Below are 13,860 nucleotides of genomic sequence, written 5' to 3'. Positions count from 1 at the left end.
CATGATTAGCTGGTCGCTATTGATTTTGGGACTGCCGACAGCAAACGCCACCGAACGAATGCGCGCCTGGAGAACGCTGAAGGCCTCTGGCGCCGCCGTGCTACGCGATGGTGTGTACTTGCTGCCGGAACAAAGCGCGGGCCGCGAAACGTTCGAAGCCGTGGAGCGAGATGTGCTAGCCATCAACGGCACGGCATTTCTGCTGTCGTTGCCAGAACGCGAGGAGCGCTTCAGCGGGCTATTCGACAGAAGCGATGAATACGCCAAGCTGATGGAAGAAATTGCAGGCTGCCGAGCTGACCTATCCCCGGATAATGCGTTGCTGACAGCCCGACAGGTGCGCAAGCTCAGGAAGGCCTTCGGCCAGTTGGCAGCGATCGATTTCTTCCCAGGTGTACTCAAGACCCAAGCCGACGCGGCCCTGCAGGAGCTTGAGACCGCGATTAGCCGCGCTCTGTCTTCTGATGAGCCGAGTGCGCACGATGAGGCGATCAACCAGCTGGAGCGCAGCGAATACCAAGGTCGCCGATGGGCAACGCGAAAACGTCCTTGGGTAGACCGGTTGGCCTGTGCCTGGCTGATCCGTCGCTTCGTTGATGCCGATGCCCAATTCATTTGGTTGGACAGTCCCAGCGACTGCCCAAGCGATGCGCTCGGCTTTGATTTTGATGGGGCCCGATTCAGCCACGTTGGCCAGCGGGTTTCCTTCGAAACCCTCATCGAGAGCTTCGCCTTTCAGCAGCCAGGCCTGGCACGCCTGGCGGGTGTCATCCACTACCTGGATGTGGGAGGCGTACAACCTTCCGAAGCACCCGGTATCGAGCGTGTCCTCGCCGGATTGAGAGAGAGCATTGGCGATGACGATCAACTGACAATGGTCGCAGGAGGCATCTTCGATGGCCTGCTGACGGCTTTCGCAAGCGAGGAAGCCCAAAATGGTTGATACCACCTCCGCAGTAAGTGAACAGCCGCCATCGCAAGCGTCTCAGCAGCCGATCGGTCTGTATGAAGCCTTCCTGTTCTGGCTCAAGTTAGGCTTCATCAGCTTTGGCGGGCCTGCCGGACAGATCTCAGTCATGCATCAGGAGTTGGTCGAGCGTAGGGGGTGGATCAGCGAGAAACGGTTTCTACACGCGCTGAACTACTGCATGTTGCTGCCCGGCCCCGAGGCTCAGCAGCTCGCAACGTATATCGGTTGGCTCATGCACCGCAGCTGGGGTGGGGTAATTGCCGGCGCATTGTTCGTGCTGCCTTCACTGTTCATCCTGATCGGTTTGTCCTGGGTCTATGTCGCCTTTGGCGAGGTGCCGGTAGTCGCGGGCATTTTCTATGGCATCAAGCCGGCGGTCACCGCCATTGTCGTCCACGCTGCACACCGGATTGGTTCACGAGCCCTCAAGAACGGCTGGCTGTGGGCTATGGCCGGCGCCTCGTTCGTCGCTATCTTCGCCCTCAACGTGCCGTTCCCGCTGATCGTGCTGGTGGCCGCCATCATCGGCTATGTGGGGGGCCGCTTCGCACCCGGCAAGTTCGTGATCGGCGGCGGTCATGGGGCCGCGAAGAACAGCTTCGGTCCGGCGCTGATCGATGACGACACCCCAACCCCTGAGCATGCCCGTTTCAGCTGGGGACATCTGGTACACCTGCTGCTGGTCGGTGGAGCGCTGTGGGTGCTGCCCATGGGGTTGCTAACGCTGTCGTTTGGCTGGGACGGCAGCCTGACGCAGATGGGCTGGTTCTTCACCAAGGCTGCACTGATGACGTTTGGCGGGGCGTACGCGGTGCTGCCTTATGTCTACCAGGGCGCTGTCGGTCATTACGGGTGGCTGACGCCAACCCAAATGATCGATGGCCTCGCTTTGGGGGAAACCACGCCAGGGCCACTGATCATGGTGGTTGCCTTCGTCGGATTCATCGGTGGGTACGTGCATCCGATGTTCGGTGCGGAGCACCCGTTCCTTGCCGGTGCAGTCGCGGCGAGCCTCGTGACCTGGTTCACCTTCCTGCCTTCCTTCATCTTCATCCTTGCCGGTGGCCCAGTGGTGGAGTCGACTCACAACGAGATGAAATTCACTGCACCGCTGACAGGCATCACCGCGGCTGTGGTGGGGGTGATCCTGAACCTCGCCATGTTCTTCGGCTACCACGTACTTTGGCCAAAAGGCTTCAGTGGGGCGTTTGACTGGCCTTCAGCGATGATAGCGGTTGCTGCAGCAATTGCCCTATTCCGCTTTAAGCGGGGTGTCATTCAGGTTCTATTCGCTTGCGCCCTGGCAGGCCTGGCAGTCCACATGTTGCGTGGTTGAAACCAACTGCCGGCCGACATCATCGGCCGGTGTTTCATGACCCATCGCCTGCCGGCGGTGGGGTGTCCAATGAAATGGGTAACGCGTGAACGTCCAAAGATCGATCGGATCGCCTGTCCTTGGCTCATCCAGCGCTTCATCGATACAGTCCCGGTTTTCCGCTACGTCCCCAGCAGCGAGGTCTTGCGCGTGGCAAGTGATGAAGGTGCCACGCTCTATGACATTCTAGGGGTAGACCTGAGCCATGTCGGGCCGTTAAGCAGCTTCGACGCCTTCCTCAAGAAGTACCAGCTCGATGATCCCACTCTGGCCAAGCTCGCCGAAATCGTCCGTGGCGCGGACACGTCCAGGCTGGATCTCACGCCCCAGTCGGCGGGGCTTTACGCCATTTCTTTGGGGCTGTTTCGCTGCTACACGGATGACCACGAAATGCTCAAACATGGCCGGATTCTGTAAGACGCCCTCTTTGCATGGTGCCGTGACTGCCACGGTGAAACGCACACCAGGCCACCGCAGATGTAAGAACTCAGCTTGCCGGGCAATGGAAATTTCTTCTGATGACGTATCGGTGGGGCTGCGTCATGAGCTCGCTGTACTGGCCCTTTGCTTGTTTCGCCGCGCAGCCGAGAATCGCTTCCAACCGGACTGTAAGGCCCGATCTAGGACTGTGTGCTGGCAGAGTGAAGAGGGGGCATGAGACAGACTTAGTACCTGTGAACAGGAGAAGCTCGTACCGATTACCTCTGTGTACAAAGATACCATCATAATTTTTCCGGGGTTTTTGCACGATATATCCTTGTGATTTTTCTTTGGCTGAACCTTTGCTGTGACAACCTTTACTGTTGTGACGACCTTTATTAAACGGAAAAGCCCAAGAATTTTTGAAAGATTATGCTTTGTGACAACCTTTATTCTCTCTTCTCCAGGATCAGCGCCCCCGCTCGGCCGCGGAATCCAAGAGCTTTTGTGACAAAGTTTATTAATCCGTAACAAGCGTCTGACTGTATGGAATAAGTTCTACACAATGCATAAGCCCCCGTATCTACGGGGGCTTTCCGTTTCTGGGCCAAACCGTTGGCTCGGAATTCAAGATAAACGAGCAGCCGTTACACAGCCGCGCTGCGCTCACGAAGATCCACATTCAAGGTGCGAAGGAAAAGGGTCGGGTAATGCACGCGACCCTGAGGCCATCAGACGCTGCGGGTAACCCCGCCGTCGACCTTGATGTTCTGGCCGGTAATGTAGGCGGCCCCTTCGCTCGCAAGGAAGGCGATAGTGGCGGCGATTTCCTCGCTGGTGCCATAGCGCTTGAGCGGCACACCTTCACGGCGCTCTTCCGTTGCAGGGAGGCTGTCGATCCAACCAGGCAGCACGTTGTTGATACGAATGTTGTCGGCAGCATACTTGTCAGCAAAGATTTTACTAAACGACGCCAGGCCGGCGCGGAATACCGCCGAAGTCGGGAAGAGTTCGCTTGGCTCGAACACCCAGGCAGTAGAAATGTTGATGATCGCACCGCCGTTCTGACGCTGCATGTATGGCGTCACCAGTCGCGTAGGGCGGATCACGTTGAGCAGGTATGTTTCCATACCCTTATGCCAATCCTCATCGCTGATCTCGAGGATCGGCGCACGGGGGCCGTGGCCGGCGCTATTTACCAATACGTCAACACGACCCCATTTTTGAATGACGGCGTCGACCAGGCGTTGCAGGTCTTCGTTCGACTGGTTACTACCGGTTATCCCAATACCACCCAGTTCCTGTGCCAGCGCTTCACCTTTGCCCGAGGACGACAGGATACCGACCTTGAAGCCATCAGCAGCCAGTCGACGTGCTGCTGCTGCTCCCATGCCGCTGCCGCCGGCAGTGACGATTGCTACTTTTTCTACTGACATACATCCTCCTGAGTGAGGCGTGGATGGGTTGTTGGTGAATTGAGACTAGCACCGCCCAGCACTCAGCAGAGAGACATCAACGCTTCTTCGATGCAGTAGATTTTTTATAGTCTGGCTTGCTCCATGAGCCATTCCCGCACCGTTTCAAGGGCCGCCGGCTGATGGGCGTTTCGTGGCCAGACCAAGTAGTAGGCTTTCTCCAAACTCATCTGATGAGTCGTCGCCAGCGCTAATCTGCCTGCTTCTATATCGGCTTTGACAAAGTAGTAGCTAGCCAAGGCCAACCCTTGTCCTGCTGCTGCTGCCTCGATAGCTAATACCGTCTGATTGAACCGTATATTTCTGAAGGGCAGGGGCAAGGAACTTTGGAAGGCCTGTTCAATGAACGCTGGCCAAAAATTGTGTGCGTCATGCAGCAGTGTGTATTCCTGGAGTTTCTCTACGCGCTCTGGACTACCGAGTTTTTCAATTAATGCCGGACTACCTACCGCAACGATACGTTCAGGCAAGAGAAGTTTGGCATTGAGCATGTTCTCGAAAGGCGTTCGCCCGTAACGGACAGCGAGGTCCGCTCCATCAGGTCGGAATTGCGAAATTCGGTCAGTGGCCAATACCTGCAAATTGATCTGAGGGTGCACAGCTGAGAACGAAGACAGTCTCGGTATCAGCCACTTCGCTGCAAACGTAGGCGTGACACTCACCGTCAGATCCAGATCATCTGGTTTGAGCGCCTCAGTGGCTGTGCTGATCAAGGCGAAGGCCTCACGAATGGCAATGCTGTAGGTCCTACCCGGATCCGTCATACGCAAGCCCCGGGGCAGTCGCTCGAACAGCTTCAACTCGAGCATCGCCTCAAGCCCTCGAATTTGCTGCGCCACAGCAGCCTGCGTCACTCCCAACTCCTCGGCGGCCAGCCGGAAGTTCAAATGGCGGGTAACCACCTCGAAGACCCTGAGCGCGTTAAGAGGCGGCAAGGAGGAATGTCTGTTCATGATAATTTTTCTACTGACACTCAAGTGATCTCCTGTCTCGCGGGGAACGCGTCATTCCAGTGTCAGAGGCTACGTCTAAGCCGTACGGAAAGGAACCTGTCACCAAGCAGCAGGGCCTTGATGCGTCAGCCGTCTTCGCCCCATGGGACCGATGCTACCGACCCTTTGGCGACTGAAACATGTTCCCGCATGTGTGGGGCGACGATGTACCGAGCAGCCAGCTCGCGAAGGGTCGCTTCTCTAGCCCGGGCGCTTCTCCAAGTGGCCAGCGACCTCGGTGGCCACTTCAATGAACGCACGTGCCGCCGCGCTCTGATACGCGCCCTTGCGCTGCATGAGCACGGCGGTGCGCTGGAATCGCAGCGGGTCCAGCTCGATGGCGACCAGCTCGTCGTGGGCGAGGGCGATGGTCGCGGGCAGCAGGGTGGACAGCGTGGTTCGGCGCACCACTTCGATGACCGCGCTGATGGCATTGGCCTCCATTTGCACACGCGGGCGGATGTCATGCTGGCGGCAGTATCGGTCGATCTGCTCGCGGGTGGCGAACTCGCTGCTGAGCAGGATCAGCGATTCGGCGTTCAAGGCTTCTGGTCCAATGGTGTGTTGCCCGGCCAGCGGATGCTTTGCGCCGACCACCAAGGCGAGGGTTTCGACCAGCAGCGGATAGGCGTCGATGTCTTGGGCGTGCACCTCTTCGAACGCGATTCCGACGTCCAGCTCATCGGATAGCAGGAGTTCTTCCATGTACTCCTGGGCGATTTCACGCACGTTCAAGGTGATGTTCGGATAGCGGCCGTGGAATGCCTCGACGAGCGGGCCTACCAGATAGGTGGTGAAGGTCGGGGTGACGGCCACTCGCAGCGAGCCTCGGCTCAGGTCGCCCACGTCATGAATGGCGCGCTTGCCCTCCTGCAATTCCTGATGCGCCCGTTGCGCATAACGCAGATAGACCTCCCCGGCATCGGTCAGCCGCGTCGTGCGGCCTGAGCGATCGAACAACTGCGCACCAAGGCTTTCCTCCAATTGCCGGACCTGCTGGGACAGGGCCGGCTGGGAGACGTGCAGGGCTGTCGCGGCCCGCGTGAAGCTCTGGTGTTGCGCGACGGCCAAGAAGTACTGGATATGCCGTGCCAGCATGGGTCGTTCTCATAAGAATATCTGATGCAGTGCATCATAAATGAGACTTTTACCTTATGAAATGGGCTGCGTAACCTTTGCCTCATCGCATCGCGACCTGAGGAGTCAGCCATGAAAGACATCATCGACGGTTTCCTGAAATTCCAGCGAGACGCCTTCCCCGAGCGCGTGGGCCTGTTCAAGAACCTGGCGACCCAGCAAAGCCCGCGGGCGTTGTTCATCTCTTGCTCGGACAGCCGGCTGGTACCGGAGCTGGTTACCCAGCGCGAGCCAGGTGATCTGTTCGTCATCCGCAACGCCGGCAACATCGTGCCTTCTTATGGCCCTGAGCCGGGTGGTGTGTCGGCTTCGGTGGAATATGCCGTCGCCGCGTTGCAGGTATCGGACATCGTGATCTGCGGCCACTCCGATTGTGGCGCCATGACGGCCATCGCTACCTGCAAATGCCTGGACCACATGCCTGCCGTGGCCGGTTGGCTGCGCTATGCCGACTCCGCCCGGGTGGTGAACGAGGCGCGTAACCACAAGGACCCGCAGGCGAAGGTCGAGGCCATGGTGCGCGAGAACGTGATTGCCCAGTTGGCCAACATCCAGACGCACCCATCCGTACGCCTGGCCCTCGAGGAGGGCCGTGTCGCGCTGCATGGCTGGATCTACGACATCGAGAGCGGCTGCATCGACGCCTTCGATGGCCGTACCGGCCAGTTCGTGCCCCTGGCCAGCAACCCTAATGTCCGTGCTGTCGCCCATCAGCTTCAGCGCGCTGTGTGAACCCCTTTCATCCCCCAAACGGAGATATCACCATGATCCAGTCCCAAGTCAGCCAGAATGCCCGCGTAGCCCTGACCGAAGTCATCCTGTTGTCCAAGGCTCGCAAGGATCTGTCCTTCGCTCAGATCACTGACGGTACCGGCCTGTCCGAAGCGTTCGTCACCGCCGCGCTGCTGGGTCAGCACCCACTGCCTGCGGAAGCTGCACAGGTTGTCGGTGACAAGCTGGGCCTCGACGCTGATGCCGTGGCGCTGCTGCAGACCATCCCGCTGCGTGGCAGCATCGAAAACCGTGTCCCCACTGACCCGACCATCTATCGCTTCTACGAGATGCTGCAGGTGTACGGCACCACCCTGAAGGCACTGGTCCATGAGAAGTTCGGCGACGGCATCATCAGCGCCATCAACTTCAAGCTGGACGTGAAGAAGGTCGACGATCCAGAAGGTGGCTCCCGCGCGGTGATCACCCTGGACGGCAAGTACCTGCCGACCAAGCCTTTCTGATTCGGTCACAGGTCAATGACCCGGCTGCCGCAGGGTGGCCGGGCCTTTGAACGAGGAATGACACGCATGGATTTGATCTTTCGAAATGTACGCATCGACGACAGTCTGCCACTGACGGATGTGGCGGTGCTGGACGGCAAGATCGCCCAGATTGCACCGACCATTGCCGTCCAGGCGACGCAGGAAGTGCAGGGCAACGGCAATGTGCTGATTCCTGGGTTCGTCGAAGGGCACCTGCACCTTGAAAAAGCCAACGTGATGCATCGCAAGGCCAATCGCTCTGGCACCTTGCAGGAAGCGATCGCTGTCACCGCCGAGCTCAAGCCTACCCTGACTCGCGAAGATATTCTGGAGCGTTCGACCCAGGTGCTGCGTGCATTGGTGCAGGCGGGCAGCACCCATGTGCGTGCGCATGCCGAATTCGACCCTTCACAAGGTTTCACGGGGTTGGATGTGGTGCTGGAACTGCGCGAGCGATTCCGTGACGTCATTGATATCCAGGTGGTCGCCTTCCCCCAGGAAGGGATCTTGAAGCTGCCTGGGATGAAGGAAATGATGGTCCAGGCCATGGAGAAGGGGGCCGATGTCGTCGGCGGAATTCCGTATAACGATGTTTCGCCGCTGGAGCACATCGACTTCGTGTTCGAGCTGGCCAAGCAGTACGACAAAGATATCGACTTGCACCAGGACTTCGCCGATGACGCCGAGAACATGACCATCGAGTACCTCGCGCGAAAGACCATCGAGCAGGGGTATCAAGGTCGTGTCTGCGTAGGACACCTGACCAGCCTGGGAGCGGTTCCCCCGGATAGACAGGCTGCGATTATCGATCTGCTGCGTCAGGCGGGTATCAGTGTCATGTGCCTGCCAGCGACCGACCTGCACCTGGGCGCCCGCGGTGACAGTCATAATGTGCGTCGCGCTCTGACGCCGGTAAGGGCATTGCGCGACGCAGGCGTGAATGTCTGCCTGGCGACCAACAACATCCGCAATGCATTCACGCCTTATGGTACGGGTGATCTGTTGAACATCGCACAGCTTGCCCTTTCGGCCTGCCATCTGGGGGGCGCGGATGATCAGGCGACCGTGCTTGCGATGCTCACCACAAGCCCAGCCAAAGCGCTGGGATTGAAGAACCACGGCCTGGCGGTGGGGAATGATGCCGACCTGGTACTGATCGACACGCAGTCGGTCCGTGATGTGATTCTCGATCTGCCGGCGCGCCTGATGGTGCTCAAGCGCGGCCAGGTCGTCGCGACCTCTGAGTACCGCCGTTCTGTCGCTTTTTGAGCATCCTAGAAGAAGGGGCGAACCGTAATGTTCGCCCCGTGCTCGGTTTTTTCTCGATGCGCTGTGCGTGTCGTCAGATCTGCATCGCCATGCCATCGACATTCATCGCTGCCTGACGCAAGGCCTCGGAGCGGGTCGGGTGCGGGTGGCAGGTGAGGGCGATGTCTTCAGCCGAGGCCGAGAACTCCATGGCTACGCAGAACTCGCCGATCATTTCGCTCACGCTTGGACCGACCAGATGCACGCCGAGCACTTCATCGGTATTGGCGTCGGCGATGACCTTGGCGAAGCCTTCGGTCTCGTGGTTGATCTTGGCGCGGCTGTTAGCGGTGAAGGGGAACTTGCCAACCTTGTAGGCGCGGCCTTCGGCCTTGAGCTGCTCTTCGGTCTTGCCGACGCTCGCCAGCTCCGGACGGGTGTAGATGACACCTGGGATCAGGTTGTAGTTGACCTCATGGGCCTTGCCGGCGATACGCTCGATGCACGACACCGCTTCGTCTTCGGCCTTGTGCGCGAGCATCGGGCCGGAGGTGACATCGCCGATCACCCAGATGCCGGGTACCGAGGAGCGATGGTGATCGTTGGCCAGCATGCCGCGCTTGTCGGTGACAAGGCCTGCACTTTCCAGGTTCAAGCCCTGGGTGTATGGACGACGGCCGATGGCCACCAGCACGTAGTCGGCTTGCAGGGTTTCGGCTGCGCCGCCAGCGGCGGGTTCGAGGGTCAGGCTGACGCTGTCGGCGGATGGCGTGGCCTGGGTCACCTTGCTGCCGAGCTTGAAGGTCATGCCTTGTTTGGCCAGGGCCTTCTGCAGGGTCTTGGCGGTCTCTTCGTCGGTGCCAGGGCAGATGCGGTCGAGGTACTCGATGACCGTCACCTCGGCGCCCAGTCGACGCCAGACCGAGCCCAGCTCCAGGCCGATCACGCCTGCGCCGATCACCACCAGATGCTTGGGTACCTGGGGCAAGGACAAGGCGCCGGTGGAGTCGATGATGCGTTTATTGTCGATGGTCACGCCTGGCAGCGGAGTCGGCTCGGAGCCCGTGGCGATGACGATGTCCTTGGCTTGCAGGGTGGTTTCGCTGCCGTCCTCGGCCTTCACGATCACCTTGCCCACGCCGTCTAGACGGCCCCAGCCTTTGACCCAGTCGACCTTGTTCTTGCGGAACAGGTACTCGATGCCCTTGGTCAGGCCGGTCACGCTTTCGTCCTTCTGCTTCATCATCTGGGCCAGGTTCAGCGTTGGCTTGACCTCGATACCCAGATGGGCGAATTCCTCGCCGCTGGCGGCCTCGTAGAGCTCCGAGGCGTGAAGCAAGGCTTTCGATGGCATGCAGCCAACGTTAAGGCAGGTACCACCGAGGGTCGAGCGGCCCTCGACGCAGGCGACGCTCATGCCCAGCTGGCCGGCGCGGATCGCTGCGTTGTAGCCGCCGGGGCCACCGCCGATGATCACCACATCATAGGATTTCATGGGATTTACTCCAGGAGTGAAGAAGCGCAGAGGGCCACAAGATTAGTCTGCGAAATCAAGGTTGTATACAATCTTGAGAGCAATTCGTACTGAATGGCTCTAGACCATGGTCTTGATAAACGGAAACTTCCGGTGAATGAACTACCCTTGCCCCGGTGACGTCCCAAATATGAGATGAGGCGTCCGGTACACATGAAGGGAGGGAAATTCATGCTTGCGCAACTTCCACCTGCGTTGCAGAGCCTGCACTTGCCTTTGCGTCTGAAGCTGTGGGATGGCAACCAGTTCGACCTAGGGCCAAGCCCACAGGTCACCATCCTGGTCAAGGAGCCTCAGCTGATCAGTCAGCTGACCCACCCGAGCCTGGACGAACTGGGTGTCGCCTTCGTCGAAGGCAAGCTGGAACTGGAAGGCGATATCGGGGAAGTCATCCGCGTCTGCGACGAGCTCAGCGAAGCTCTGCTCCAAGACGAGGAAGAAGTATCGCCAGAGCGTATCGCGCATGACAAAGCTACCGACGCCGAAGCCATTTCCTACCACTATGACCTGTCCAATGAGTTCTACCAGCTGTGGCTCGACCAGGACATGGCCTACTCCTGCGCGTACTTCCGCGAACCGGACAACACCCTAGACGAAGCCCAGCAGAACAAGTTCGATCACCTCTGCCGCAAGTTGCGCCTGCAGGCTGGGGACTACTTGCTGGATGTGGGTTGCGGCTGGGGTGGGCTGGCGCGTTTCGCCGCGCGTGAGTATGGCGCCAAGGTGTTCGGCATCACCCTGAGCAAGGAGCAGCTCAAGCTAGGTCGTGATCGGGTCAAGAAGGAGGGGCTGAGCGATCAGGTCGACCTGCAAATCCTGGACTATCGCGACCTGCCTCAGGACGGACGCTTCGACAAGGTGGTGAGTGTCGGTATGTTCGAACACGTCGGCCACGCCAACCTGGCGCTGTATTGCCAGAAGCTGTTCGGCGCCGTGCGTGAAGGCGGTCTGGTGATGAATCATGGCATCACGGCCAAACACGTGGATGGCCGGCCAGTCGGGCGAGGCGCGGGCGAGTTCATCGACCGCTATGTCTTCCCCCACGGCGAACTGCCGCACCTCTCGATGATCACGGCCAACATCTGTGAGGCCGGACTGGAAGTGGTGGACGTGGAAAGCCTGCGCCTGCACTACGCCAAGACGCTCAATCACTGGAGCGAAAACCTCGAGAACCAACTGCATAAAGCCGCCACCCTGGTGCCAGAGAAGACTCTGCGCATCTGGCGCCTGTACCTGGCCGGATGCGCCTATGCCTTCTCCAAGGGCTGGATCAACCTGCACCAGATCCTGGCGGTGAAGCCCTACGCCGATGGGCACCATGACCTGCCCTGGACCCGCGAGGACCTCTACCGCTGACTCACAGGATCGGAGAAATCAGCCGGGCGATACGCATCCCAAGTTGTTGCAGGCGATGCGTATCGCGGCTGTCTTCGGCAGTGATCTCCCGGACTTGGGCAAAGTCATCGAGCAGCATCGACTCGACCTGGTCGGCAAAGGCACGGTCGACGGTCAGCAAGGTAATCTCGAAGTTCAGACGGAACGAACGGTTGTCCAGGTTGGCACTGCCGATCGCACTCACCTCGTCATCGACCAGCACCACCTTCTGGTGCAGGAACCCTGGCTGATAACGGAACACCCTCACTCCGGCCCGCACCGCTTCGAAGGCGAACAGACTGGACGCTGCGTAGACAATGCGGTGATCCGGCCGTGAAGGAATGAGGATACGCACATCCACGCCGCGCAACACCGCTAAGCGCAGGGCGGCGAAGATCGCCTCATCTGGAATGAAGTACGGGCTAGTGATCCACACGCGCTGAGTAGCCGAGTGGATGGCTTCAAGGAAGAACAGCGCGCAAGTTTCCTGCGGGTCTGCCGGACCGCTGGCCAATGCCTGGCAGAGCACACCGTTATCCGGATAGGTGTCGGGCAGGATCAACGGCGGCAACTGGCGAGCGGCCCAATACCAGTCTTCGGCGAAGGACTCCTGCAAGCAGGCAAGCACTGGGCCGCTGACCTGAACGTGGGTATCACGCCAAGGCGACAGGCGAGGGTGGCCGCCGAGGTACTCGTCCCCTACGTTATGCCCGCCGAGGAACCCCAGCAGGCCATCGACGACGACGATCTTGCGGTGGTTGCGGAAGTTCACCTGGAAGCGGTTGAACCACCCACGGCGTGTGGCAAAGGCGTGGATCTTCACGCCTCCCTCCCGCAGGGTCTGGCTATAGCTGGCCGGCAAAGCATGGCTCCCCACCCGGTCATACAGCACGAATACCTGCACACCTTCTGCCGCCTTGCGCAGCAACAGTTGCTGCAGTTTCTTGCCGATGTCGTCGTCATGGATGATGAAGAACTGCACCAGCACGGCCTGCCGGGCTTCGGCAATGGCTGCGAAGATGGCATCGAAGGTGGCCTGGCCATTGATCAGCAGTTTCACTTCGTTGTTGGCCAGGCACGGCATGCGCCCGAGTTTCGGCATTGCCCGCAGGGCGGCATAGCTTTCCGACTCCCGGGCTGTCAGCGCTTCCTCAACCCAAGGCCGCCAGTTGAGATTGGCCATGGCGACGTGCATTTCCTGATTGGCCTGGCGTCTGGCTTGGATGTAGGCATAGAAGGAGCGGGCCCCAAACACCAGGTAGGGAATCAGCGTGAAGTAAGGGATGAAGAATAAGGACATCGCCCAAGCGATGGCACCCTGGGCGGTGCGCACGGTGAACACCGCATGCAGCGCGGCGATGATGCCTAGCAGATGAATCAGGCCAAGCACATAGCCGAAGAAATAGGGGCTGTGGAAATCCATATGCATCCTGCTTGCTGAGAGCCTGACGATAACAGAGCATGTTCCTGTCCCGCCTTGCAACCCGGAAGCGGAAATGACGTCTAAGGCTCAATCGGCAGAGGCCGTACTATCGAGGAGCATTGATCCATGAAGATTCGTCTGCCACTGCTGGCGCTGGCCTTGGGCCTGAGCGCACCACTGGTACATGCGCAGATGTTGCAACCGGGCTTGTGGGAGCTGACCACCAGCAATATGCAGGTCGATGGCAAGCCATTACCGGACATGGAATTCATGCTCGGGCAATTGAAGAACCTGCCACCTGAGCAACGCGCCATGATGGAAGGCATGCTGGCCAAGCAGGGCATCACCGTGGGTGGTAAGGGCGTGCGCTCCTGCCTGACACCAGAGCAGGTCCGGACCAATGACATTCCGCTGCAGGACCCTCAGTCCGGCTGCACGCAGAAGATCACCGACCGTACAGGCAATGTATGGAAATTCCAGTTCAGTTGCCCTCGTGCCCAAGGCACCGGGCAGGCGACCTTCCTCAGTGACCGGGAGTTTCATACCCAGGTCAGTGGCACGTTCAACGCTTCAGGCGTTCAGCAACAGGGCAGCATGAACACCAAGGCGGTCTGGCTGGGTAACGACTGCGGTTCGGTGAAACCTCGCAGTTGAGG

General features: G+C 59.4%; 13 protein-coding genes. 8 read left to right on the top strand and 5 right to left on the bottom strand.

The features are described from left to right. Position 1: 1 nt before the first annotated feature. Genes J5X93_RS25825 through J5X93_RS25815 form a run of 3 tightly spaced genes read left to right on the top strand, consistent with a single transcriptional unit; the run spans position 2 to position 2,762 of the window. Positions 2–943: a chromate resistance protein ChrB domain-containing protein gene (locus J5X93_RS25825; RefSeq protein WP_012316910.1), complete on the top strand. Its 942-nt coding sequence runs from the start codon at positions 2–4 to the stop codon at positions 941–943. Further along, a complete protein-coding gene (chrA, locus tag J5X93_RS25820) occupies positions 936–2,306 on the top strand; it encodes a chromate efflux transporter (RefSeq protein ID WP_012316909.1) in 1,371 nt (456 codons plus the stop codon). The genes J5X93_RS25825 and chrA overlap by 8 nt, the downstream gene beginning before the upstream one ends. 36 nt (positions 2,307–2,342) lie before the next feature. Beyond that, positions 2,343–2,762: a chromate resistance protein ChrB domain-containing protein gene (locus J5X93_RS25815; RefSeq protein ID WP_228759674.1), complete on the top strand. Its 420-nt coding sequence runs from the start codon at positions 2,343–2,345 to the stop codon at positions 2,760–2,762. A gap of 734 nt (positions 2,763–3,496) precedes the next feature. Here the strand turns inward: J5X93_RS25815 and J5X93_RS25810 are convergent. The 3 genes from J5X93_RS25810 to cynR form a co-directional block, all read right to left on the bottom strand. Continuing rightward, positions 3,497–4,201, bottom strand: coding sequence for an SDR family oxidoreductase (locus tag J5X93_RS25810; protein ID WP_090344143.1), 705 nt, complete (start codon positions 4,199–4,201; stop codon positions 3,497–3,499). A 104-nt stretch (positions 4,202–4,305) separates the two neighbouring features. Continuing rightward, positions 4,306–5,193 carry a LysR substrate-binding domain-containing protein gene (locus J5X93_RS25805; RefSeq protein WP_102081168.1) on the bottom strand — a complete coding sequence of 296 codons (888 nt, stop codon included), beginning with the start codon at positions 5,191–5,193 and terminating at the stop codon, positions 4,306–4,308. A gap of 240 nt (positions 5,194–5,433) precedes the next feature. Continuing rightward, positions 5,434–6,330 (bottom strand): transcriptional regulator CynR, encoded by an 897-nt coding sequence (gene cynR / locus J5X93_RS25800; RefSeq protein ID WP_250034241.1) that lies wholly within the window; start codon positions 6,328–6,330, stop codon positions 5,434–5,436. 111 nt (positions 6,331–6,441) lie between these two features. On the opposite strand from cynR, the gene J5X93_RS25795 reads away from it, so the two are divergent. The 3 genes from J5X93_RS25795 to J5X93_RS25785 all read left to right on the top strand — a co-directional run bounded on the left by J5X93_RS25795 (position 6,442) and on the right by J5X93_RS25785 (position 8,894). Then, positions 6,442–7,101, top strand: coding sequence for a carbonic anhydrase (locus tag J5X93_RS25795; RefSeq protein WP_043210011.1), 660 nt, complete (start codon positions 6,442–6,444; stop codon positions 7,099–7,101). A gap of 32 nt (positions 7,102–7,133) precedes the next feature. Next, positions 7,134–7,604, top strand: coding sequence for a cyanase (gene cynS, locus J5X93_RS25790; RefSeq protein WP_043210009.1), 471 nt, complete (start codon positions 7,134–7,136; stop codon positions 7,602–7,604). A gap of 66 nt (positions 7,605–7,670) precedes the next feature. Then, positions 7,671–8,894, top strand: coding sequence for an amidohydrolase family protein (locus J5X93_RS25785; protein ID WP_043210006.1), 1,224 nt, complete (start codon positions 7,671–7,673; stop codon positions 8,892–8,894). Between the two features lie 73 nt (positions 8,895–8,967). Here J5X93_RS25785 and lpdA read toward each other — a convergent pair whose 3' ends face one another. After that, entirely contained in the window at positions 8,968–10,368 is a 1,401-nt protein-coding gene (gene lpdA, locus J5X93_RS25780) for a dihydrolipoyl dehydrogenase (RefSeq protein ID WP_043210005.1), read from the bottom strand. A gap of 210 nt (positions 10,369–10,578) precedes the next feature. Here lpdA and cfaB point away from each other — a divergent pair, with 210 nt between their 5' ends. Then, positions 10,579–11,763 carry a C17 cyclopropane fatty acid synthase CfaB gene (cfaB, locus tag J5X93_RS25775; protein ID WP_043210002.1) on the top strand — a complete coding sequence of 395 codons (1,185 nt, stop codon included), beginning with the start codon at positions 10,579–10,581 and terminating at the stop codon, positions 11,761–11,763. A 1-nt stretch (position 11,764) separates the two neighbouring features. Here the strand turns inward: cfaB and cls are convergent, their stop codons facing one another. After that, a complete protein-coding gene (cls, locus tag J5X93_RS25770) occupies positions 11,765–13,204 on the bottom strand; it encodes a cardiolipin synthase (RefSeq protein ID WP_250034239.1) in 1,440 nt (479 codons plus the stop codon). Between the two features lie 126 nt (positions 13,205–13,330). On the opposite strand from cls, the gene J5X93_RS25765 reads away from it, so the two are divergent. After that, on the top strand, positions 13,331–13,858 hold the full coding sequence (locus tag J5X93_RS25765; RefSeq protein WP_043209997.1) for a DUF3617 domain-containing protein: 528 nt from the start codon (positions 13,331–13,333) through the stop codon (positions 13,856–13,858). Positions 13,859–13,860: the final 2 nt, after the last annotated feature.

The sequence above is a fragment of the Pseudomonas sp. BYT-1 genome (assembly GCF_023611805.1).
GTDB lineage: Bacteria > Pseudomonadota > Gammaproteobacteria > Pseudomonadales > Pseudomonadaceae > Aquipseudomonas > Aquipseudomonas guariconensis.
Note: the sequence above shows the minus strand (reverse complement) of the source record. Positions and strands in the feature narration are given on the sequence as shown.